The following is a 24,563-nucleotide window of genomic DNA, read 5'->3' as shown; positions in this document are numbered from 1 at the left end:
CTACACCTCTTGCACAATCGAAACAAATTTCTCAGCCACAGCCTTATGCTCATGGAAGCCTGTAAGCTCGTTAAAAATATCTTCCAGTGTTCCTTCATGCGATTGCGAGCGCAGCTCTTGGAAGCTACCATCGGCTACAATATATCCACCATTCAGTAGTATAATGCGGCTACTAATCTTCTCTACGACATCCATAATATGCGATGAATAAAAAATAGTTTTGCCTTCTGCAGCAAGGCAGGCGAGAATCTCTTTAACGACCATTACACTATTCGCATCCAGTCCACTTAGTGGCTCATCTAGAAAGAGGATATCTGGATTATGCAGGAGGCTTGAGATGAGCATCACTTTCTGGCGCATACCTTTACTAAAGGATGAAATGCGATTGAAGTACACCTCCTCGAGGCCAAACTTATCCATTAAACGTCTCGCTTTGTGATCAGCCTTTCGTTGCTCCAAGCCATATAACTCTCCGATAAATGTTAAATACTCCTGCGCGGTGAGGCTATCATAGAGTTCAGCCACTTCAGGAACATAACCAATACGGCGTTTATAATCGATATTTTCATCGGCTATATCCTTGCCGAATATGCGTACTTCTCCTCTGTAGCCCTCTACAAGTCCTAACATAATTTTAACTGTCGTACTCTTTCCCGCCCCGTTCGGACCGATATAGCCGATAATTTGTCCTGCGTAAACTTCCAGATCAACGCCTCGTAGAACAGGCTTATTTCCATAACTCATCTCAAGCTTGCGCATAGAAATGACTGGTTCCCTCATATGTTCTGTCAAGACGACACCCACCTTCAAAGTTTTGAATACACATCCTCATTTTCCAAATACTAGCATACATAGTCGGTCATTTCTATTACAAATCAGGCTCAATAGTTGTCCTCAATGCATAAAAAAAGAGACCTTAGGCCCCTATTCATGTAGTACATATATGCTCAGGCCTACTTCGCAGCCCGTTTATATTTCATAACCTTATGATACATCGACTTGTCTGTTAGTTGGTTAAATATATACGGATCTGGATTCGTATTCACTTCAATAATCCAAGGTGTCCATGTACGGTCAAAACCAATGTCTAGCCCAATTTGTCTGAATCCAGGATATTTGTTATGAAGAAATTTTCCGGTTCCTTCACCTAAATCATTCAAGGTGCGAATTACTTTCTCCATTTCACTCGATGAAAGATGCGTGGCGAGTAGTCGCTTTACATCCATAGGTTTACCGCCGCTGTGATAATTAGTCACAATTTTACCTGGATGAGCCACTCTCCCGATTAACCCTGTTGTTTCCCATTTCCCTTCGGGCTCAGCTGTACCATTACACGAATATCAAAACAACGCTTATTGTACTTAACCAAATGAATTCCCTTCTGTATAAGGTAGCTTTTCTTTCTCGTAATTTGTTGAAGAGAACTGTGAAGTGAATCGTAATCCTTGAACTTACTGACCTTCGTCTCAAGCTGATACGTATATCCTCCAGATTTTATTTGTTCCACGCGAATGACTCCGTTGCCAAAGGTTCCAACTTCTGGTTTTACATAGACCATACTGTAAGAATTCAGCATCATTCTCAAGGTGGATTTATTGAATCTACGTGTATCCGGTATAAATGGCCTCGCCATCTTGCTGCCAAGCAGCACCTTCGTCTTTGTCCATTTGCTCATTAATACCGTACGTGGCTTCTTTTCCCTCATCTCATCCGTCTCTCCCTCAGACTATCCTTGATTTCATTGCAGCTTTGAAAAGTCTGTACATCCTATGCTGTATTTCTCCATTCGGAAAGGACATTCATACATTTCACACCATAATAGGCATCTTATGAAGATGAGAGACTATACTCTCTCAGAGCGTATTGCATAAATAGTAGAGCGGTCCGAATATATGAACGAACTGGAGAGCAGGAGGAGAAAGAAATATTAAATATATTAATTGTTGCACCTGAGCAAATCCCTGTTCCAGGTAGTGGATCCGTTGAAATTTGCATTCTAGCTATCGCTAAGCAGCTCGCCAAACATCACAAAGTAACTGTCCTGAGCAGGGCATCAAAGGGACTACCCATGCGTAGTATGGAATCTAGTGTAACCATCGAAAGAATCCCCTCGGGGAGCTCCCAAGTGTATATTGCGTCTGTGCTGCGTTTTATAAAAGGAAAATCATATGATGTAATTCAAGTAGACAATCGCCCCCACTACATGGCATCAATTCAAAAAGCAAATCCGCGTATGATGGTGATCCTTTACCTCCATTCACTCACATTCGTGCCCAAAACCAGTCTTGTGGACAGCAGCTTGAAGCATGCCAAACTTATCATCGCTAACAGCAGCTCACTGAAGTACAAATTAACTAGCCGTTTCCCGACTCAGGCTCACAAAATTCGAACGGCTGAACTTGGAGTAGATATCAACAGATTCCACGTCCCAAATGCATCAGAGCGTTTAAGCGCTCGGCAAAAACATGGTATTCGTCAAGTCTTTACCGTCCTGTTCGTAGGTCGGATTATACCTCGTAAGGGGGTTCCTGTACTATTGAGGGCCGCATCCCTTGCCCATAAGCAGATACCCCTCCACCTTATCATTGCTGGCCAAGGAAGTACCTCTTATATGAAGAAGCTGCGCACACAAGCAGCACAGCTAGGCGTGCCTGTAACATGGGTCGGTAAGAAACAGCATTCTGAAATTCACAACATTTACCGGATGGCGGATTGCTTTGTTTGCCCTTCACAACAACATGAGGCCTTTGGACTAGTCAATGTAGAAGCGATGGCAACAGGCCTGCCCGTTATAGCTTCAAGAATTGGTGGAATTCCTGAGATCGTGAAGCACGGTAGCAATGGTTATCTGGTGAATGCTTACCAGAGTCCTGATCGGTTTGCGGAGTATCTGATTAAATTAGGACGGAGCAAGGAACTGCGACGTACCATGGGTGAGCGCGGCCGCAGCAGTGTACTTCAGCATTTTACGTGGAGTCAGGCTGCAGCCCGACTAACTTCCCTATATTCGTGATTATTCGATACGAATGAATGATCTTCTATTAGCAAAAAGCAAATGAAAGGCCCTTATATCTCACCTCTACGTGCATTCCAATAGGACTTGTTGGTCATAGTAACAAGGTATGACTACTTGCTATGATAAGGAGGATGGAAAGCAATGACGGATACACATGAGTTCGTAGAGAAGGTCCACGAGACCCAAGAGAAAGATCGTAAGAACAAAGAGCATAATGGCAAAGGTCAGCCTAATTCAGTCTGCCAACTAAGCAACATGGTACGAATAAATAAACAATAAACAAGTAACCAGACAAGACAAGGCATCTTTTTTTCCTTATGGGAAGGAAGATGCCTCTTTTATGTGGTAGAGGGTCATTCCAAGCTCAAACACCCTAGTCATGTCCATATGACATATGTAAATAAACCTTCCAAGACCAAGGTCTAGGGCTTCACTAGACTACAGTCAGTTACCGTTACTCTGTGTTTGTTATACGATGTAACAGGATGAGTAACTTACCCTAACCAATACTTATGAGGAGTTTAAAGCATGGAATGGATTAGCAGTCTTTTTGAACAATACGGATATTTAGTTTTATTCTTTGGATTATTTTCTGAATCCTTGGCTATACCTTTCCTGGGGAACTAGCTATGGCCGTTTCTGGCCACCTATCTACAATCGGAAATTTCAACATCCTACATATCATCTTTTTCTCTTATATTGGAGCAATCATTGGAACAACGATTACATATTATATTGGCTTTAAACTGGGCACTCCATTCTTTGAAAAGTACGGAAAATACTTTTTTATGAATCAGAATCGAATCACGAAAATTACGATATGGTTTGATACATATGGGACCAAATTGATTTTTGTCAGCTATTTCATTCCCGGATTGAGACATTTCACTGGCTATGTATCTGGTATTCTCCAAGTACAAAAACGCATATTTTTTATATACAATTGTATCGGTGGAATGCTATGGGTTATTGTGTATGTCTCAATTGGAAGGATTTTTGGTACAAAAATAGAACACTTGCTACATATCATTTCTCAATATTCTTTCACTGCTATCATCATCTTGACGGTAGGATGTATAATCGTATTCCTCATTAGAAGAAATAAAGAAGCGATTTATAAGAGGATACGAAAGCTATATCGCTGATTCACTTAACTTAAAATGAATCCTTTTATTGTTCATTCCAGTCCATGCATTTCGGTGATTAGAAAGGTCTAAACAAAGCACAGATAGACAGGATTTAGCAAAACAAAGATAGTAAGATTTCATCAAGGGAGTGAGCAACATGGGCTGGGTTGAATCGTTACAGAAGGCTATTGAATACATGGAGGAGCATTTACTGGAAGATATCTCGATTGAAAGTATCGCTGAACAAGCGAATTCATCGGCATTCCAATTTCAAAGAGTATTCGCGCTATTAACGGACACCTCAGTTGGTGAATACATTCGTCGTAGGCGATTAACGCTGGTTGCACAAGAGTTAATCAATACGGATCGCAAAATCATTGACCTCGCCTATACTTATGGCTACGACACTCCCGAGGCTTTTTCTAAAGCCTTTCGTAAACAACATGGCGTGTCACCTAGTGAAGTCCGAAAGAATATAGGAAAGCTGAATTCTTATAACCGCCTGGTTATTCAGGTGAGTCTGAAAGGGGCAGAACCCATGAAGTACAATATTGTTGAAAGAGCAGGTTTCAGCGTTGTCGGAATTAAACGAGAATTCTCATTAGTTAATGGAGCGAACCTTAAAGGTATACCCCAGATGTGGGATGAAGTTAATGCAGATGGTACAGACGACAAGCTATTCAAGCTAAATAATGGTGAAATTAAAGGCGTAGTAGGGGTATGTGTTGATACGAGAGGGGCAACCTCTAGTCAACACATGGATTATTGGATAGCTACCGAATATGTGGGTGAAACACCTATAGGTTTATTAAGTCTTGAAATTCCTGCATCCAAATGGGCCATATTCGAAGTTCACGGGCCTATGCCGGACACGATGCAAAACGTATGGAAACAAATATTCTCGGAATGGTTTCCCTCCAATTCCTATGAGCATGCGGGTACGCCCGAGCTGGAAGTCTATTCAAACGCTGATCCTACTAGTCTCGATCTATATTCAGAAATCTGGATTCCTGTAAAATAAATAAAGTTATTTAAAAAAAACAAGACGAACGACTGCAATTGCAGAGGTTCGTCTTATTTTTAATGTATATCCTTGTCCATGTTAGTGCCTAAATGTTATTTCAAATTATCTAACAGCTTGTTCAATTCTGGATGAAGCTTCATTACATTTAGAATCGTCGTGAGCGCCTCAGCACGTGTGGCATTGCCTTGCGGATCAAATGCACCGTTATTGCGGCCGCTGATAATACCAGCCTGTCCTGCATCCTTAATTGCATTTACTGCATAGGAGCTTGCGCTAGATATATCCGTGAATTTACCTTTAGTAACGTCTTTACTTACTTTCTCCAAGGAGACAATACGCGATAGAATTGAAACTATTTCTTCACGCGAAATCGTCTTATCCGGCTTAAAGGTACCGTCACTATATCCGGTAAGTATTCCCGAGCTAGCAAGCTTCACAATATTCTCTTGAGCCCAGTGGCTCTTAATATCTTTCAGAGCTACGGACTGATTCGTAGCACCACTAATATTGAATACACGAGAAATCATCGTAGCAAACTCAGCACGTGTGATATTACTATTCGGATTTACCTTGCCATTATAACCTTCCACAATGCTAAGCTTCACAAAGGTATCCATAGTCTTCTCTGCCCAATGCCCTTGTATATCCTTTAATTCATTCTTAACGTTCGTTTTATTGGCTTCTGCTATCTTCGCCTCAAAAGCATGAACTACGTTTGCTGTATTTACAACATCACTCTTGAAGACATCAACCACTGGTGTCGGCGTTGGTACTGTTGGTGTCGTTGGTACCGTCGGCGTTGTTGTCGGCGGTGTCGTCGGTGATGTTGATGGACTTGACGTTGACGGCGTTGACGTTGACGGATTAGATGTTGATGGCGTTGTTGGATTTGTCGGTGTTAAAGACCCAATCGGTCTAACCTTCGCAGATGCCGCTGATGAAACCGAGTTCCCCTTCGCATTCGTTGCAATCACGGTAAACGTATAATCCGTGCCATTCGTTAAGCCAGTGATACGTATAGGGCTTCCGCTGCCTGTCGCTGTAATGCCGCCAGGACTTGAGGTCACTTTATAGCCCGTAATTGGACTTCCACCATTGTTCACTGGTGCGGTGAAGCTCACTGTCGCTGATGCGTTTCCAGCAACAGCTACTACATTTGTTGGTGCATTTGGCACAGTAATTGCTGCTTGTGGTGTTACTGCATTCGATGCAACCGAAGAAACCGAGTTCCCCTTCGCATTCGTTGCAATCACAGTAAATGTATATGCCGTACCATTCGTTAAGCCCGTAATCTGTATAGGACTTCCACTTCCTGTCGCTGTAATGCCGCCAGGACTTGAGATCACTTTGTAACTCGTAATTGCACTTCCACCATTGTTCAAAGGTGCGTTGAAGCTCACTGTCGCTGATGCATTTCCAGCAACGGCTACTACATTTGTTGGTGCATTAGGCACGGTAATCGCTGCTTGTGGTGTTACCGTTACACCAGTGGATGACATGCTGCCACTGACCGATTTGATCACGAACTCATAGTTCTTAGTCAAGTCTATACTACTCGTAATATCATACGTATAAGACTCTTTTGTAGCATTATGAGGAATCGTAACATTCCAATTCGCGCCTAACTTATCATTTTTCTCATAAATACGATATTTGCTAACCTGCGGGCCACTCGTTGGAGCTTTCCAAGCTAAAGTAAGTTTTCCATCCGATGTGATGTTGGCTTTTGCTTCTTTTACAGGTTCCGGACTTGGAGAAGTCTTCTTAATACTATAGGAATCGAAAAGGTCCGTCGTTCCTGTCTCTGTGGTTGTGTACATCTTGAAAGAAAGAGTATCATCTGTCACGGTTACGCCTGTAAACATTTCCTTGTTAGGCTGACCGTACTTAGCCGCATAAGGGAAAGGACCAGCTTTAGGCGTATACCTCTTGTCGCCAGCAGCGTTGCTAACCAAATACAAGGTACCTTTAGGATTCACCACATTACCATTTGCATCAACCTCGTTATCTTTCTGAGGAACACCGCCAAGCATTTGATATGTTCTTGTATACGTATGATCATGTCCGCTTAATACAACGTCGATGCCCAACTCATCAAATAAGGCTGTTAGCTTTTCTTGAAAAAATAACACATCAGTATCCTTATAATGGTTTGCTACGGAGTAAGGTGACTTATGGAACATTACAAATTTCCACTTCTTATCTGATTTAGCAACGTCATTTCTTAGCCATTCGACCTGTTGTTGATAAACCGTATCGGTTCCTTTGGCTTCATTATATTCAGTGTTAATCACCATATAGTGAGCAGCGCCGTAATCAAATGAATACACAGATCCGTCAGGCTTAGCACCCGTATACGAAATATTAGGAAGATTAAAATGATACCAGAAATTATTGTTAGCCTTACTTTCATGATTACCCAATGCAGGTACTAATGGGAGATTCGGTATAATATCCTTTGGTGTATTTAATAGCCATTTCCATTGATTCTCAAGATCACCGTTATCTACTAAGTCCCCGGTAATTGTCATGAAGGATAATGCCGGGAATTTAGCTACTGCCTCTTGAAGAGTATGACGCCAAGTTACATATTCAGCTTCTGTTGTACCCTGAGGATCCGTCGTATATAAGAACGTATACTCTTCATTATTAGCAGCCGCTGTCTTAAACGTTCCGATTTCGCTCCATTGTCCGTCGACACCGCTACCTAATCGGTACTTATAAGATGTACCTGGCTTAAGTCCTGTTGCTATTACTTTATGGTCAGCGTATGCCGTATATTTACCACTACTTTTATCCGTGCTGGATTGATAAACACTAATTGGGCTCGAGCTACCTTGATAAGCGTTTGCCCCAGCGGTTGGGAAGGTATTTCCTGTAACCTTGGATGCCTCTACAACTTCTACCGTTGTTCCCGTAACTGCTGGATCAGAGTACCATGCAAATCCCATTCTAGTTGTCGTATCACCGTTATATGTCAATGAGATGGCAGTAGGCAATGTTCCTCCCGAAGGCGTGCCCGGATTACCCGGTGTACCTGTTCCTGTATCTGCTGGATTTGCGATCAGCTGCATATCCCAATATACATCTGAGCTAGATAGACTGCGCTGATGAACTTCAGCCGCAATAACATTAGAACCCTCAACCAGTTTACCGCTAAGCGCTGTTGTCAGATCCTGTCCAACGGTCTCAGGCGAATTGATGGTAGTAGCGCTCAATGTTTGGTAATTGGCCTCTCCATCAGGCATGTTATACCGATAAGCTTCTACACCGTTTACATATAGAATGAGTCCATCATCAATACCAAACGTGCCTACGATTTTCTTAAAGCTTGCTAGGTTGCTGATAGTGAGTGTCTTACGGAAATACGACGTAATATACTTCTTCGTACTATCTGCCCCGTAGCTTATTGTCTTTTGAATAGGACCGAATGTGTCCGTTGTAATTGCAGGATAGCCGAGCGGGGCTTTTCCTGCGCTCCAGCTGGAATCATCAAATGAAGACGCGCGCCAAGCTGTTCCTTGATCTGTTCCATTATCGAGATACTTCCATGTATCATTTTTGGAAAGAATCGTTGTAGGTGCATCTGTTTGTCCACTTCCGCTGCCTGCACCTGGAGTTTCTGTTCCAGTACCTCCACCCGTTGATGGTTCTGTCCCTGTTCCGCCACCCTCGGTTTGCTTCGGTGAAGCAGTGAGCCACATGTCAAAATATAAATCCGAACTCTTCAGCGTCTGCTGATGAATTTCGGCAGAGATGACATTGCTTCCATTATGAAGATATTGCTTTAACAAACTTGAGAAATTAGGAATATCCGCAGAGTTGTAGATCACGGGTAAATCTTTACCTGAAAGTGCAAAAGTATTATAGCTAATCGGGTCAGTTGTACCCATCCCAGCTCGATATACTTCCGAACCATTCACATAAAAGACCATACCGTCATCTACAGCAAACTTAGCCGTAAATGTATCCAGATCTTCTAATTTGTCGATGTTGATTGTTTTTGTAAAGTAACTAGTTATGTATTTATTGTTCGCATCTGCACCAAAACTTGTAATGGTATTCACCTGTGTAAAATCGGTATCCGTCGGCGCCACCTTATTCGTTGTGTCCACACCACTCACCTTATAGCCGAATGGAGCTAAACCCGGAGTCCATTTTGTTTCATCATATACCTTAGAGGTAAATTCGCCTTGATGGTCTTTACCATCGGCAGCATATTTCCACTCCGATCCAGCTTGGATGAGTTTGATCGGCTCTGCTACTGACAAGGTGCTTATAGCTGCATCTGTATCTGCATCTGCACCTAAATCTTGAGTATTTACATTATCTTCTTTATCTATAGCAACTTCAGTATTTATATCTCCCGTCTCAGGAGCACTTATCACAACGCCTTCGTTGTCAGTAGTTGGTTCTGCATTCGCAACTCCATAGCCCATACTTGCCGGAAAAACCAAGCTCGTCATCAGTAATATGCTAGCAAAGTTGGTTGTCCATTTCTTGATCATATTCCCTCTCATCCCTACACCCCTTAATTCAACATAGTTAACCTAGGATTAATTATATTAATTAAAAGTTTGCAGAGTATTTCCGGAGGATTAAGAGAATGTAAATCTACTAATTTACAATTTAATATAGCCATGACAAAAAAAGCCCCGAATCCAACATGAGTTAGGATTCAGGACCTATTCTTTCAATCGTTATCTTCACTTTCGAGATTTTTAAACTGGCTCTCAAACATCTGCGCGTAGAATCCCTTTTGACCGATAAGATTGTCATGGCTACCTTTCTCCACGATTTCCCCATGATCGATGACCATAATCGTATCCGCATCACGTATCGTATTCAGACGATGGGCAATGATGAAGCTTGTTCGGCCCTTCATCATCGTCAGAAGTGCATCTTGGATATGGAGCTCCGTTCGCGTATCAATACTGCTCGTAGCCTCATCAAGAATAAGAATGGATGGATCAGATAGAATGACACGTGCGATGGCGAGCAATTGGCGTTGCCCTTGGCTTAGATTACCACCGTTCTCTGCCAGCAGCGTATCATACTGATGCGGAAGACGGCGAATAAAGACATCGGCATTCGCCATTGCCGCTGCTTCCTGCACCTGCGCATCTGTAGCATCTGGTTTGCCGTACTTGATGTTCTCTTTAATAGTACCCGAGAACAGATACGTGTCCTGAAGTACGATACCGAAGCATTGGCGGAGACTGTCCCGTGTATAATTGCGAATATCCACGCCGTCGATATAAATCGTACCGCCCGTCACATCGTAAAATCGAGTAAGTAAATTTACAATGGTCGTCTTACCCGCCCCCGTTGGTCCAACCAATGCCGTACTGCTACCTGCTTCAGCGGTAAAGCTGACCTTTTTCAAAATGGGCACTTCTGGGCGGTATCCAAAGCTAACCTGTTCAAAGACCACCTGTCCGCGTGTAGATTTCAGTTCGATTGCTTGCGGTAAATCATCCTTCTCTTCAGCTTCATCTAGCACCTCAAATACTCGCTCCGCTCCTGCTACACCAGACTGTAACAGATTATAAATATTCGCTAGATCATTCAGCGGCCTTACGAACTGCCGTGAATAGCTGAGAAAACTAGCGATAATTCCGACTGTAATGAGACCTTTTACGGCTAGCACACCGCCAACCATAGCAACCGCTGCAAAACCAATATTGTTGATTACATTCATGAGTGGCATCATAAATCCAGAACGAATTTGCGCTTTTAACCCCACCTCGAACAATCGGGCATTCACCGCTTCAAATTCCGCAATGGCCTTCTCCTCATGATTAAATGCCTTAACCACTTCCATACCGGATATGGTCTCTTCAATATGTCCGTTAAGCTGGCCTAGCTCCACCTGTTGCTGCTTAAAGAGTGGTCCAGTTCTGCGTGTGACCATACGCGTTAATAGATACAAGATGGGTACCGTAATTAAACTTGCAAGCGTTAGCGTCGGGCTGAGGATCAGCATCATTACCAGTGAGCCTATGATGGTTATTGCGCCAGACATGAGCTGTGTCGTCGACTGTGAAATCGTCGTACTTACATTATCAATATCATTGGTAAGCCGGCTCATAATTTCCCCATGGAACGGGCATCGAAATAAGATACAGGTAGCTTTTGCAGCTTGCCAAATAATGAACGCCTTAGACTGGCAACGATTCGTTGTGACACGCCCGCCATTAGCCAGCCCTGTAGGAAAACAAGTACCGCATCCGTCACATAAGCAACAAGCAGGACAATAATAAGAATTTTGAGTAATTTAAAGTTGACGATGCCCATGCCAGCAAGTCCATTACTGGACATGGCATCAATGGAATGACCTATTAAATACGGAGCCGTTAACGTTACTCCTGCATCCACTATAATTAGAAGTAAGATGAAAGATAAGAGCTTACGTTCATGCCCAAAATACTGCCAGAGCCGATGCAAAGTGCCCTTGAAATTTTTAGGTTTTGGAGCTGTCGCTTTTCCCAATAGACCTCTCATGGTCCTCCGGGGCCTGAAGGACCCGCCACTGACGGTGCTGCAGAACTTGCCTTGGACTGTGAACGAGCAGGATCATTGTGCGGCATGGGACTGTACCTCCTTCCCTAACTGAGACTGGAAGATTTCACGGTATACCTGACAGGATTGGAGCAACTCGTCATGTGAACCTGTACCTACCATGCGTCCGCGGTCCATGACCACAATTTGGTCTGCATCCATCACCGAAGTAATACGCTGTGCAATGAGAATACAAGTCAGCCCACGTGCGTAGGTACGCAGCCCCTTCTTAATTCGCGCCTCTGTAGCTACGTCTACCGCACTCGTACAATCATCTAGAATAAGAATTTCCGGTTTACGTACTAGTGCTCTTGCAATGGACATCCTCTGTTTTTGACCACCTGAGAAGTTCACACCACCTTGACCGATTCGGCTCTCATATCCTTCAGGCGATGCCATAATAAAATCATGAGCCTCTGCGATCTTAGCAGCCTCCATAAGCTCTGCCTCCGTCGCATCATCCCGGCCCCATTGAAGATTTTCCTTCACAGTACCTGTGAACAACATCATTTTCTGTGGTACTACCGCAATCTTTTCACGTAGCTGCTTCGGATCAAGATCGCGTACATCTACTCCATTTACTTTAACCGTACCTGAATGTACATCATAGAATCTCGGGATTAAGCTGACTAGCGTGCTCTTGCCGGAACCTGTTGAACCGATGATACCAATGGTTTCACCTGGCATACAGGTGAGTGAGAGATTGTGAATAACGGGATCTCCCTGTGAGCCGGCATAAGTAAACGTCACTTCATTGAAGTCAATGCGTCCGCGCTCGACTGCGTTTTTTGTAACCACTACAGGAATTGCGCGGACCCTATCAGTAGCCACATCCGCACCCGTATTCATCGTATCTGTCTCCACCAGTACTTCCCCAATTCTCCCAGCAGAGGCCTTCGCACGCACAAACATGTTAAACACATTTGAAATCATCATTAGAGAGAATAGAATTTGAGTCATATAGTTGATAAAAGCAATAATACTACCCACCTGCATTTGCCCACCGTCAACACGCAGGCCACCCATCCACAATACGGCGATAATGCCGAAGTTTAGAAACAGCGATATCCCTGGACCAAAAATAGACATCACTCGCATTGAAGTTGCAGACCGGTTCGCCAAATCATCATTTGCAGAACCGAACTTATCCACTTCATAATCGAAGCGATTAAATGCCTTCACAACTCGAACACCCGACAAATACTCGCGCATCACCAGATTCACATGATCAAGCGCCTTCTGTACCTTCATGAAGAATGGGAAACTGACCTTCACATTGAGCATAATCACAAGAGCTACCAGCGGTACAACCACCGCCAAGACAATAGATAAATGTACATCGAGACGAATGGCCATGATTAAACTACCGATCGCAATCAGTGGTGCTTTTACAAAAATTCTCATGAGTCCATTCACGAAATTCTGTACTTGCGTCACATCATTTGTCAGCCTCGTCACAAGTGAAGCCCTGTCAAATCGGTCGATTTGCTCAAAGGAAAGAGTCTGAATTTTACGGAACAAATCCGATCTAAGCTCAGTCCCAAACCTCTGTGATACATGGCTGGATATAATATTTCGAATAATCGCACTCAGTGCGCCAAAAGCCGTCACAAGCAGCATTAGCCCTCCAAGCGAAAGCACCTTGTCTAAATCCCGATGAGCCACGCCCATATCTATCACTTTCGACATAATCGTCGGTTGCATGAGATCACAAAATGTTTCTACGGTCAGGAACAGCACCGCCACGGTAAAAAGCTTCCAATACTTCTTCACGTATTTATGATAAAAGGACATCCATAGCTCACCTTCAGTATGTTCATATTTTATTAAAATAGCATCAATCCATATGTATAAAAATACATAATAAACTATTCATCGAGATTACTCCTCTTTCAATAAAAAGTCACGAACTTATTATAAACGGATTTACACATAAATCCCAATCTATTTACTCAGGTATGAATTATTTGAGACATACATTCTTATTAAAAAGAAAAGGCGTTCCAGGTTCCCCAGAAACACCTTTTTAGAAGATTACGTTCCTTATGGCTAGTCCTACTCTCTCAACCAACCATCAAAGAAATCCTTATATCCCTCTTTCATCACCCGGCTCGAAAACTGATCGAAGGCATAATAACGATTGTCCATGGAATGAGACATAGGTGACGCAGCGGCCATGTTCACAAGCTCAAACCAATTCTTCTCATTACCCGCAAAAGAGTGCCGTGAGCTGATGTGATTGTAGCAAGGATGCTCTGGCTTCACGACGATTTTACCCATGGCTAACGCCTCCGTCAGCGGCATTGCAAACGTGTCGAACTTGGAACAGCTCCAATATACTTTGGATGAGTTCATAAGAGCGAAGATCTCATCTTGCGACAGGGCAAATTGTAGCTTCACATTACTCGGAATATCATATTTCTTCATGCTCTCCCGGTAGCGTTCGCCGCCAAACACCATATATATTTCCTTGTCCGGATTAAGCCGGGCATAATTCAGTACGAGATCAGGGCGACGATTCTCTTCATCTCGTCCAATCCATAGGATTCGGTTATGCACGATCTGCGATGGATCGAAGTGCCTCTCTGCTAACGCTTCGCTGAACCCAATTGGAATCACATCTACATCATTCACACCAAAATTACGGCTAAGTTCTGTCTTCAGAAATTCAGTCTGTACAATTGCTTTATCTACAATTTGATAAAAGGGCTTCATCATTTCATATCCCGTCAGAGCAGGGTCAGGGAAACTATGTGGGAACAGCACGCTGTTCTTTAAGAACATTTTCAAATACGTAAATCCCGATACTGTATAGATCACATGATCAATACGGTGCTTTTCGATTTGTTCGAGCACGATATCATAATTGACTAAATCACCTTTCTCATGCTCAAATCCTGGCAGCCAGTCATGTCCGCTCACATGCCGCTCAGGTGAAATAAACACGATATCCACACCTAACTCACGCCCAATTTGCTGCAAACGATCAGCGAACACGCGTGGCCCTTGATTCTCTGTAAACTGAATTTTCCTCATCACTAAGCCAACTTTTCTCAACACGAATCATCCTCTTCCAGCCTTAACAGCCCGTTCTATATATTATTTCATCGTATCATATGAACGCATTGAATGGGCAAGCAGCGCCATTTCCAAACATATCCGCCGCTGTGGCTCGAGGTAATCATCTCCTAGAATTTCAGTCAGCTTATCGAGCCGGTTATACAGCGTTTGACGGTGAATGAACAGCGCTTTCGCTGTATCATTCTTGGAGCCCATACTCTGCAAATACACTTTAAGCGTTTGAATTAAATGAAGATGATGCTCCTGATCGAAAGCAAGCAGCAGCCCTAAATGATCTTTGATAAAAGAGGTAAGCACTTCCTTGTCTGAAATCGCTTGGATCAGTCGATAAATACCAAGCTGATCATACAATATAACGCCGCCCATCGAATCCACTGCTCGCGATACATCCAGTACCTGCTCTGCTTCCCGAAAACTGATGTGCATATCGATCATATTCGGACGGATCTTACCAAACCCAGCGTGAAGTCGTAATCCAAATGAGGTTTGGCGCTCTGCTTCTTTCAGCCTCTCTATAATGGAGCTTATCGCGTTATTCATATGGAGCAATACGTCTCCTTGTGCCTTTTCACGTGCACAAAGCACATAAATCCGCTGATCCTTCATCATCAGCAGATTGGGCAGGTCATGCTTCCTCAGTAGAGCACGAAGTTGCACCAGCAGATCCTGCAAATCTGTCTCAATACGATCGCGATCTTGAACTAGTCCATCTGCATATTCCGCTTCCACAATTCCCGCAATGCAAGATATCGCATGCTTCTTCGCCAGCCTTAGTCCCATGCGTCCACGAGCTTCTGCCTCATCCTCCACCTGCTGCTGAATAATATCCATAATAAGCTGGTTCTGGTCGCGTAGCTTCTTTTCCTCTAGAAACAGCATTCTCAGTAGCAGTGAAGCAAGCGATCTTGCTGCATAATCGAGCAGTAGCTTCGCGGTGTCAGCTTGATTTCGTTCAGGCAGAATGAGTCCTACATACGCAAGGGTCTGACCTAAACAAATGACAGGCTGTGACAGCAGGCATCGCTCTTCTGGCATGGCAAAGGTAACTGCCTCAGCCGCTGCTCGCGCGCTGCCCTCGACTTGTCCCTTGAAGAAGGACACAATCGGGTCGCTGGCTTCCGCCGAGAGTCGCGGATGAAATTTATTCGATTCTATGGAAGAATAGTACACAATTTGTTGTCCAGTATATTCATATAATACATGGAGGATAGCGCCAATATCGGTGCTTTGCAGCGTGATTTGCTGCAGCCTGCGTGAGAACGTTTCCAAATCTTTGAGCAGTTGATGCTGCTGATTAATAAGAAGACCATGAATGTCTTGTGTGATTTCCACAAATCGGACAGGTCTGTCGAACACAATGAGCGGAAAATCATTTTTCTCAGCTAGGTCAATCAGATCTTTCGGTATCCGCTCAATGCTTGTTCCTAGCTCTACGCATAGCCCCGCTGCCTGTTGATTAATCAGCTGCTGCATGTACGAGATCCGTTCTTGCTGTTCATCACGTAACCATAGACCTGTTGAAAGGATGAGATCATTACGCGTCACATAAGGCGATACATGCGTAATTTCCACAATATGTACCCATCCCACTTGCCGATCCATACCCTTGGCCCCTGCCATTAGCTTGGCCCTACGAAAAATCGGACGCTCTAGCACATCTTTTATATAGAGGGTGAAACCGTTCATCAAGCGTCATTCCCATCTCAGTCTCAAGTATTCATTAATGTTGACATTATATGGTTTGTACCCGTCTTTTACAATACACCTCCCCTGTTACAGACTAAACATTATGTCCTACGATATATTGAATTCGATTGACATGACGTATGATGCATACGAGCTCGCTAGATTGTAAAATGTGAATATATTGTGAACAACATGCATGGCAAGCGATCATTCGAAAATACGCATACGAGGTGGTTCATCATGAACATTGGTATCCCTAAAGAAATTAAAAATAATGAAAACCGTGTAGCAGTAACTCCATCAGGAGCAGCCGACTTTATTCGTCAAGGGCACACGGTATATGTAGAACATGACGCAGGACTTGAAAGCGGATTCACTAATGAAGCATATCAACAAGCTGGGGCAACCGTCCTTCCACTAGCGGCAGATGTATGGAAGAAATCCGATATGATCATGAAAGTCAAAGAACCACTCGCTAGTGAATATGTTTACTTCCGCAAGGGGCTCCTCCTCTTCACTTATTTACATCTTGCTGCTGAACCTGAATTGGCTAAGGCACTCGTCGAATCTGGCGTCAATGCCATTGCCTATGAAACGGTTAATGTACAAGGCACCCTTCCTCTGCTCACACCCATGAGCGAGGTGGCTGGCCGTATGGCTGCGCAAATCGGTGCACAGCTGCTAGAGCGTCCTCATGGCGGCAAAGGTATCTTATTATCCGGCGTTCCAGGTGTCTCCCGTGGTAAAGTTACCGTTATTGGTGGGGGCATTGTCGGCATGAATGCGGCCAAACTCGCTGTCGGTCTTGGCGCAGATGTTACATTACTAGATCTTAGCATCCCAAGACTGCGCCAATTGGATGATATTTTTGGCAACCAAATCAAGACGCTTGTCTCTAGTCCTTCCAATATCGCAGCAGCAGTTGAATCCTCAGATCTATTAATCTGCGCTGTGCTTATTCCAGGGGCAAAGGCACCTCGCCTTGTAACCGAGGACATGGTTAAAACGATGAGTCCGGGCTCTGTTATCGTAGATGTTGCCATTGATCAGGGTGGTATTGTAGAAACCATTGATCACATTACTACGCATGATAACCCAACATACGTCAGACATGGTGTCGTTCACTATGCCGTAGCTAATATGCCGGGCGCTGTGCCGCAAACATCGACTCTCGCTTTGACGAACGCAACGATGCCTTTCGCCTTGAAGCTTGCGAGTCAAGAGCTGCAACTATTGCTCGCGACAAACGAAGCCATTCGTAGCGGTGCCAATGTACTAAACGGCTGTATTACCTATGAAGCTGTTGCCCGTGATTTAGGTTACGATTATGTACCTGCGGAAAAAGCACTGACTCGTATCAAGGCATAATTAAGATCAGATGCCTCCGAGCAGCTACAACAATGGATCACCCTCGGGTGATCCATTGTTGTTTCATATGAGGAATTATTCATATATTCATCATTCGGACGTATCGTATTCTTTTGCCATACGTATTACATTACTTCTCCCTTGTAATAAATCCACAAAGTTTTGAGCAGCCTTCGATAAGTAATGATTCTTCTGCCATATGACTCCAACCGAGGAGGATAACGTAGCATTCGTAATTTTGTGCGACTGTACCTGATATCCTGTATGGCGTTTTAGTATCGTTTCTGGAACAATGGATGCGCCAAAGTCCGAGGAGATTAAATCCATCAACAGCGTGATATCAGAACATTCTCCAACAATGTTAGGTTGTAGCTGGAATCGAGAAAATGCCTCCAAAATCAAATAATGTACCCCTAATCCTTCCGTACTCGGTAAAAGAAGGGGGTAGCTTTGAATATCAGCAAGTGAGACTTCACCATTAAACTCGTTCTGTTTGTTCGAAGTAATAAAATAGAAGGGTTCCGTATATAGGTGAAGCACCGAGAAATGGTCCAACTCGAGTGGTAATCGTATGATCGCCAGCTCCACAACCCGATCTCTTACTAATTTACATAAATATGAGGATTCATTTTGCTGAATTTTATAAGTTACCTTCGGGTACTCCTTGTGGAATTGATGAAGGATGTCAGGTAACTCAACTGCCGAAAATGTGTTAATGCCTATCGTTAGTCTCCCATTGGCTCCGTTCCCCACTTCCTTAACTTCCATTTTGGCCTCTTCCATTAACTGCGTCATCTGCAAGGCATATTTATATAAAGCCTTTCCGGCTTCCGTCACTTCTAAGAATTTTCCTGTTCTCTCCACTAATTGTGATCCTAGTTCCTCTTCCATGTGCTTCAATTGTTGACTTAAGGGGGGCTGAGAAATATGCATTCTTTCGGCTGCAGCAGAAATTTGTCTTTCCTCTACAATCGCTATAAAATATCGCAGCTGTCTGATGTCCATTTTTGATAACACTCTCCCACTAATATACGATAAACATATCTGAAACTTATTTTTTATATATTTTTCATATAGCTATTCCCATGTTAGCATATTGCAGATGGAAGATAATCGATACTTTTATTATTGGCTGCATTTTGCTGGAACAATTTCATTTATATAAAAGAGAGGTTGATCTGATATGAGTTCTGCATTTTGGATAACAAATGCTAGGTTGGAAAGCGGCTATCACACTGAAAATGGCATGATCACAGGTACAAAGACAGAATGCTCGCATCTTTTAATTGAGGAAGGTAAGATCACGAAAATCACTTCTTCGAGCGAAACCATAACCGATACCCTCCCTCAAAAAGATGCAAAGCAATTATTGATTCTTCCATCCTTGATCGAAAAGCATTGTCATTTAGATAAAACGTTACTTGGTGACCGCTGGCGTTCAGTAAACCCTGTCAACAGCATTTTTGAACGTTTTGAAACCGAGAAGGAGGTCATGCCTTCGCTTAAGACGACTACACAAGAACGGGCCGAGAAGCTACTCGAAATGTATCTAAAGTCTGGAGTTACTCATGTTCGTACACATGTGGATATTTATCCTGAGGTGGGACTTAAGAATCTAGAGGAAGTGCAAAAGGCACTGCAAACCTTTGAAGGAAAGTTATCTTATGAAATTGTAGCATTTCCGCAACACGGATTATTACGCTCGAACACAAAAGAATTAGTACGAGAGGCGCTTCGCCAAGGGGCAAGCTTAGTAGGGGGTGTGGACCCAGCAACAGTGGAAGGAAATATTGAAGTTGCTTTAAACGAAATCATTGAACTTGCTGTTGATGCTAATGCCGGAATTGACCTCCATTTACATGATGCAGATCACCTAGGTATTTTTACGATGAAAAGATTGGCCCAGTTAACCAAAGCAGCTGGTTTACAAAATAAAGTTGCGATTAGCCATGCATTTAGCCTTGGGGATGTCTCTTTAGCGCAAGCAGCAGGTACTGCTGAAATATTAGCCGATGCAGGAATCACCATTATTACGAGCGTGCCCATTAATCGAAAGTGTCCACCTGTTGGCTTATTACACGAAAAAGGCGTATCAGTCGCCGTCGGATGCGATAATATTGTTGATGTTTGGTCTCCATTTGGAAATGGAGATATTCTAGAACGTGCTGGTCGGTTAGCAGAATTGTCTGGATGGACTAATGAACAATCTTTAGCACAAACTCTCCGCTATATTACCAATGGGCAGACCCCTCTTGACTCAGAAGGAAACCGAGTCTGGCCACAAGTTGGTAATGAAGCAAGCATAGTGTTTGTTGAAGCCTCCTGTTCCGCTGAAGCCATTGCAAGAAGATCGAACCGAGTAGCTACGATGTTCAAAGGAAAGATCGTCGCAGGTTCACTTCAACAATGTAATGAATAACCTTATGTAATGAATAAAGGGGCTGTCCCATAAGTAGATATTCCTACAACAGATACAGGATTTTATCATCTTAAAATTGTAAAAAAGACAGCAAAGCAGCGATCCTCCGGTTATTGGAGGATCGCTGCTTTGCGTTTTTGGTCATTTGCAGCTTGCTTCAATAGATTGTGAGCAAGGGAACGCCAACCTACCTCAAGCGTCACTTTTTCCATGCCGCGAAGCAGAAATCGCCGAAACCCCCGGTTGTTCAGGATTTCCCGAGCTTGCTTCTGGTTTTGGGATGGTTGGTCGTACTTCCATTTTACCAAAAAACGATTTCTTTTTTTGTGTTTTTGAAGAGTGAAGTTCCTCTCCCGCTTAAACAGCGGAGAGGACGGGATGATTGTGGAGAAGCGAATGCGTTCACCTTGATCTCCGGATTTTCACCGCTAAGGGAAATGAAAAAAAATCTGGAGAACACAGCGATTGGAACAACGGCCCGTTCGCGTAGCGTCTACCCAAGTGCTCACGTTGATCCTACTTAAAAAACAGAGGTAAGAAGCATCCATTAAGGTCGGCATAACATACAATACTGTTTCAATGCACTACCCTGCAAGGGTATGACTTCTACGGTTTGAAAACCGTAATGTCCGTAGATACTAACGTTTCGCTCGCTTTGTGTCTCTAGCGTGCATGCCTTCTGCTGTTTACGGCATTCACTAAGCAGCTCCCCCATCACATGAGAAACCACGCCTTGTCCCCGGTATGCTTGCTGCACGATTAGCATATCGAGGTGCATATAGTTCTTATCCTCGAGATTGGCTAGCCACGCTGAGCTCATACTATTTAATGTACGAACACCTCGTACAAATGCTTTGAATCCAATATAACGAGATATCCCTACAGAGCGTACGATGGCTTGGACAATATCAGCGCTATACTTCAGCCTCGATAACGAAGTCTGCATTCGCTCGGGATGAAAGACGACCGCAATCCCTTCCATTCGTTCCGATGTGACTAACAAATCTGAGCTGTCATACATCATATACAAATAATTCGTAAAAAAGATCGTGAGTACACTTAGCCTTGTCTCTTCATCTGGGAGAATGTGTACATAGAGTGGATCCTCCGTAAAATTTTCGGCTAAGATTCTTCCTGCTTGAGCAATGTCCTGGCGTCCTAACTTGTGTAGCTGCCGGGTATCAATAATTCCACCTGCCTGACTAAGTTGATGTTGTGAGGTTACGGTTAAAGTATAGCCCTCGCAGACAATTTCGCGCAAATCACAATACAAAGAAGAAGGAAGCAGCGATACATCTCGCCACTCCCTTCTCCCTTTACCGTACTATATCAATGTGCCTTTTCTCAGCATCTTCGTCTGATGATCATTGATCACAAGCGGCAGTGTCTTCACACTACTGACCATTGTTGATTGGCACTGGGTACAAATCGGCTCCTGTTCAAAAGCGAAATTATCGCGCATCCATCCGTTGCATCCCTCATTTTCACAGGACCAGATTACGGTCTCAGCCTCTGGGATTTCTTCAATTACTTTTTTACCGAAATACATGAACGAAACACTCCTTCATTGCAAAATGTTCATCAGCTACAAGCTGTTAATGGACGCTGTACAACAACATTGTACGATTCCTGTCCCCTTAGTATGACCTTTTTACTCAGAATTATGATGGAAACATTTCTGTTCTATGGTAAGGGCAAAGGCAGCTGGCTCATCCATTGCCAAATAGATCGTACTAACCTGCCTATTCATCAGTAATATCGTCTCGACTTGAAGCGGATATTTCAGCGTAATCCGGACATTAGGTGTAAGCATCGGCATCGCAGCCTGCTTGATTTCTTCTTTATCCGGATTAAATTCCAGTGCGCTCGACACCTCTTGTATATTGCTTAATGGGAGACTAGCCTGAATCCGTAACCCATATCGGATATGTAATACATCCCCTTCATTACGGATCGGGTGTATAAATGCTGCACGGCAATCGGCCCAAATAAGCGATAGAATCCATAGATCGCCTATATTTAGCAACCATGCATACCCCATTAAAGTAGAAGGCCCAGAAAGAACAGTGTCCCTGCGCGTGACAAAAATATCGGCGGATACGATGATCAGCAAACAGCAGATAAATAAGTAAGTTGATCTCTGAATATTTCGAAATGGCATTCGATTACTCCCTTTCATTCGACCATTCTCATGGGCCTATGCTTACTGAGATTAATGGCGTCAGCCAGACTCATTTTATCGCCCGAGGTTCGGCTGTAAATCCAATTCCCCTCGGCAAAATCCACAAATAACTTCCCATCCAAATGATCCATCTCGTGCTGAATACATCGAGCAATTAGGCCTGTACCTTCTATAATGATATGCTCTCCATGCCTGTTCATTGCTCTAACTTTGACATATTCCGCTCTTTTTACGGCGCCAATATAATGGGGTAAAGACAAACAAGCCTCAGGCCCCTTCTGCTCTCCTCGCATATCGAGGATTTGCGGATTAATCAGTTCCATGAGCCCTTGGCCGCAATCCATCACAATCATCCGCCGTAATATGCCAATCTGAGGTGCAGCTAGACCCGCACGGCCTTCTACCGCATACAACGTATCCACTAAGTCATTCAGAATACGAATCATTCTTGGGGTGATGGATATGACGTGCTTTGCCTTTTTACGCAATAAAATGTCTCCAAACGAGACAATCGATTGAACAGCCATCATACCGCACCTTTCGTACATCATTTTGGAAATAAATCTGTTTAATCATTGAATGTTGCCCCTATAATCGCTACATATTTCCTATATAATATACTATTTGTTGAATATATTCCCATCTAAAATGAAGTAAAAGGTTCATGTTTATGAATTTTATCATTGCATTCCAGAAATTGGACGGTTTATAGGCCTGTTTGTACTTTCAAGTTAGTGCTTAATTGTCGATAAATTAAATAGACAAATCACCTTTTCACCTTACAATAACCCCAATCATTATAGTAGGAGGAACATATGCACAGCATCATTGACACACTAATTCAAGCCGTTCCGTATCTCAAACTTATGACCCGTGGAGATATTATGATCGGAATCACTGACCGGGAAAAATTTCTGCTTTATGAGCCTTCAAACACCATTGATTTCGCTATTACCCCAGGCATGCCGATTCCAAGTGATGATCAGAATTTATGGGCCGCCTTACGCGGCGAGCATTCATCTACAGTCGTTCCTCCTGAAATATACGGGTATCATATTTCCGCCTCGGCTATACCCATCCGTGATGAGCATGGGAACATTGTCGGAGCACTGGCTACAGCACAAAGCTTCGAGAAACAACAACAACTTGAAGAGTACATGCAGCAGCTGGATGAAATTACGAACCGGCTTGTGGATATGGTACAGAACGTAGCCGCCCATTCTCAGCAGCTATCTGCAACAAGTGAACATATTCTTGAGAACTCCAAGCAAACGGTGCAGCAGTCAACAAGTATGAACAAGACCGTCGGACTCATTCAGAATATATCGAGCCAGACCAATATTCTAGGTCTAAACGCTTCCATTGAAGCTGCACGTGCTGGTCAGCTGGGAGCTGGCTTTAATGTCGTCGCCAAAGAAGTTCGCAAATTATCTGAGGACACCAAGCGAGCTACGCTGAATATTTCTGAGACTCTAGGAAACGTTCAAGCATCCATCAAACAAATGGAGACTGAATTCTCCCAAATTGCTTCATCCTCGCAAGAGCAAGCCATACTAGTCACTGAATTTATGCAAGTCATCGAACAGCTGAATACAACAGGAGCCAGTATGAAGGAGTATATCCATAAGTTAATAGGCTGATCAAAGCTAATTTAAAAATACCCTTGGAACCTCTTATTTGTTAGGGATTTGGGTATTTTTCATTCATACATGGGCCATAGAATGATATATTTAAGGACAGAATCGATACCGGAAAAAGGAGCGTAGTTCAGATGATTGATCCACATGAGGAAATGTATAAACACATGTTGATCCTAGATCGGATGCATGAGTTTACACAACAAGATGCACTCTACCCCTTCGCGATGGATGAGCTTCTGTGCAAATATACTGGACAAGGTGGACCACCGATCTGTCATATATGGCGTCACCCACGCGCCTTTATTATTGGGCTGCGCGACAGCAGGCTACCAAGTACAGCTAAGGCACGGATATGGCTTGAATCCCTTGGATACCACACAGCCATTCGTAACTCTGGTGGTGCAGCTGTTCCCCTTGATGAGGGCGTAGTGAACATTTCACTAATTCTGCCAAAAGCCG

The 24,563-nt window shown here is 43.5% G+C and carries 19 protein-coding genes and 2 pseudogenes; 9 read left to right on the top strand and 12 right to left on the bottom strand.

Annotated features, from left to right (window positions below):
• Both JCM16418_RS19110 and JCM16418_RS26970 read right to left on the bottom strand, forming a co-directional pair.
• The gene (locus JCM16418_RS19110; protein ID WP_036652308.1) at positions 1-780 is read right to left on the bottom strand and encodes an ABC transporter ATP-binding protein; all 780 of its coding nucleotides are present in this window, start codon (positions 778-780) and stop codon (positions 1-3) included.
• A 173-nt stretch (positions 781-953) separates the two neighbouring features.
• A pseudogene (locus tag JCM16418_RS26970) lies at positions 954-1,633 on the bottom strand (YheC/YheD family protein).
• A 234-nt stretch (positions 1,634-1,867) separates the two neighbouring features.
• Between JCM16418_RS26970 and JCM16418_RS19100 the strand changes: the two are divergent.
• From JCM16418_RS19100 to JCM16418_RS19090, 4 genes are all read left to right on the top strand, one after another.
• A complete protein-coding gene (locus JCM16418_RS19100; RefSeq protein WP_306304811.1) occupies positions 1,868-3,013 on the top strand; it encodes a glycosyltransferase family 4 protein in 1,146 nt (381 codons plus the stop codon).
• Positions 3,014-3,157: 144 nt separating this feature from the next.
• Complete coding sequence (locus tag JCM16418_RS24425) at positions 3,158-3,295, top strand: DUF4023 domain-containing protein (protein WP_081765509.1); 138 nt, start codon at positions 3,158-3,160, stop codon at positions 3,293-3,295.
• 350 nt (positions 3,296-3,645) lie between these two features.
• Positions 3,646-4,161 carry a DedA family protein gene (locus JCM16418_RS26965; RefSeq protein ID WP_148298867.1) on the top strand — a complete coding sequence of 172 codons (516 nt, stop codon included), beginning with the start codon at positions 3,646-3,648 and terminating at the stop codon, positions 4,159-4,161.
• Between the two features lie 139 nt (positions 4,162-4,300).
• Positions 4,301-5,164 carry an AraC family transcriptional regulator gene (locus tag JCM16418_RS19090; protein ID WP_036652211.1) on the top strand — a complete coding sequence of 288 codons (864 nt, stop codon included), beginning with the start codon at positions 4,301-4,303 and terminating at the stop codon, positions 5,162-5,164.
• Between the two features lie 95 nt (positions 5,165-5,259).
• On the opposite strand, the gene JCM16418_RS24420 is transcribed toward JCM16418_RS19090, so the two are convergent.
• The 5 genes and pseudogenes from JCM16418_RS24420 to JCM16418_RS19060 form a co-directional block, all read right to left on the bottom strand.
• Positions 5,260-9,675 (bottom strand): S-layer homology domain-containing protein, encoded by a 4,416-nt coding sequence (locus JCM16418_RS24420; RefSeq protein ID WP_148298866.1) that lies wholly within the window; start codon positions 9,673-9,675, stop codon positions 5,260-5,262.
• Between the two features lie 185 nt (positions 9,676-9,860).
• Positions 9,861-11,671 (bottom strand): annotated as a pseudogene (locus JCM16418_RS19075) (ABC transporter ATP-binding protein).
• A gap of 72 nt (positions 11,672-11,743) precedes the next feature.
• The gene (locus tag JCM16418_RS19070; RefSeq protein WP_036652209.1) at positions 11,744-13,522 is read right to left on the bottom strand and encodes an ABC transporter ATP-binding protein; all 1,779 of its coding nucleotides are present in this window, start codon (positions 13,520-13,522) and stop codon (positions 11,744-11,746) included.
• 261 nt (positions 13,523-13,783) lie between these two features.
• Positions 13,784-14,785 (bottom strand): glycosyltransferase, encoded by a 1,002-nt coding sequence (locus tag JCM16418_RS19065; RefSeq protein ID WP_036652301.1) that lies wholly within the window; start codon positions 14,783-14,785, stop codon positions 13,784-13,786.
• A gap of 42 nt (positions 14,786-14,827) precedes the next feature.
• On the bottom strand, positions 14,828-16,495 hold the full coding sequence (locus JCM16418_RS19060) for a PucR family transcriptional regulator (RefSeq protein WP_036652207.1): 1,668 nt from the start codon (positions 16,493-16,495) through the stop codon (positions 14,828-14,830).
• 240 nt (positions 16,496-16,735) lie between these two features.
• Between JCM16418_RS19060 and ald the strand changes: the two genes are divergently transcribed.
• Positions 16,736-17,863: an alanine dehydrogenase gene (ald, locus tag JCM16418_RS19055; RefSeq protein WP_036652205.1), complete on the top strand. Its 1,128-nt coding sequence runs from the start codon at positions 16,736-16,738 to the stop codon at positions 17,861-17,863.
• A gap of 90 nt (positions 17,864-17,953) precedes the next feature.
• Here ald and JCM16418_RS19050 read toward each other — a convergent pair whose 3' ends face one another.
• The gene (locus JCM16418_RS19050; RefSeq protein WP_052020549.1) at positions 17,954-18,868 is read right to left on the bottom strand and encodes a LysR family transcriptional regulator; all 915 of its coding nucleotides are present in this window, start codon (positions 18,866-18,868) and stop codon (positions 17,954-17,956) included.
• A 178-nt stretch (positions 18,869-19,046) separates the two neighbouring features.
• Here JCM16418_RS19050 and JCM16418_RS19045 point away from each other — a divergent pair, with 178 nt between their 5' ends.
• Positions 19,047-20,282 carry an amidohydrolase gene (locus tag JCM16418_RS19045; protein ID WP_036652203.1) on the top strand — a complete coding sequence of 412 codons (1,236 nt, stop codon included), beginning with the start codon at positions 19,047-19,049 and terminating at the stop codon, positions 20,280-20,282.
• Between the two features lie 263 nt (positions 20,283-20,545).
• Entirely contained in the window at positions 20,546-20,806 is a 261-nt protein-coding gene (locus JCM16418_RS25265; protein WP_162472263.1) for a hypothetical protein, read from the top strand.
• 23 nt (positions 20,807-20,829) lie between these two features.
• On the opposite strand, the gene JCM16418_RS19035 is transcribed toward JCM16418_RS25265, so the two are convergent.
• The 4 genes from JCM16418_RS19035 to def all read right to left on the bottom strand — a co-directional run bounded on the left by JCM16418_RS19035 (position 20,830) and on the right by def (position 22,991).
• Positions 20,830-21,555, bottom strand: coding sequence for a GNAT family N-acetyltransferase (locus JCM16418_RS19035; protein ID WP_242403907.1), 726 nt, complete (start codon positions 21,553-21,555; stop codon positions 20,830-20,832).
• 51 nt (positions 21,556-21,606) lie between these two features.
• Positions 21,607-21,831, bottom strand: a complete 225-nt coding sequence (locus JCM16418_RS19030) for a cold-shock protein (protein ID WP_036652201.1) — start codon at positions 21,829-21,831, stop codon at positions 21,607-21,609.
• A 102-nt stretch (positions 21,832-21,933) separates the two neighbouring features.
• Positions 21,934-22,443, bottom strand: a complete 510-nt coding sequence (locus tag JCM16418_RS19025) for a hypothetical protein (protein ID WP_148298865.1) — start codon at positions 22,441-22,443, stop codon at positions 21,934-21,936.
• Between the two features lie 14 nt (positions 22,444-22,457).
• Positions 22,458-22,991, bottom strand: coding sequence for a peptide deformylase (gene def / locus JCM16418_RS19020; protein ID WP_036652198.1), 534 nt, complete (start codon positions 22,989-22,991; stop codon positions 22,458-22,460).
• Positions 22,992-23,279: 288 nt separating this feature from the next.
• On the opposite strand from def, the gene JCM16418_RS19015 reads away from it, so the two are divergent.
• Entirely contained in the window at positions 23,280-24,104 is an 825-nt protein-coding gene (locus JCM16418_RS19015) for a methyl-accepting chemotaxis protein (RefSeq protein ID WP_036652196.1), read from the top strand.
• A gap of 131 nt (positions 24,105-24,235) precedes the next feature.
• A partial coding sequence (locus JCM16418_RS19010; protein ID WP_036652193.1) for a lipoate--protein ligase family protein occupies positions 24,236-24,563 on the top strand: 328 nt, incomplete at its 3' end.

Origin of the sequence: Paenibacillus pini JCM 16418, assembly GCF_000576305.1 — a bacterium.
Taxonomy (GTDB): Bacteria; Bacillota; Bacilli; order Paenibacillales; family Paenibacillaceae; genus Paenibacillus_AQ; species Paenibacillus_AQ pini.
This window is presented reverse-complemented; position numbering and strand designations above follow the sequence as displayed.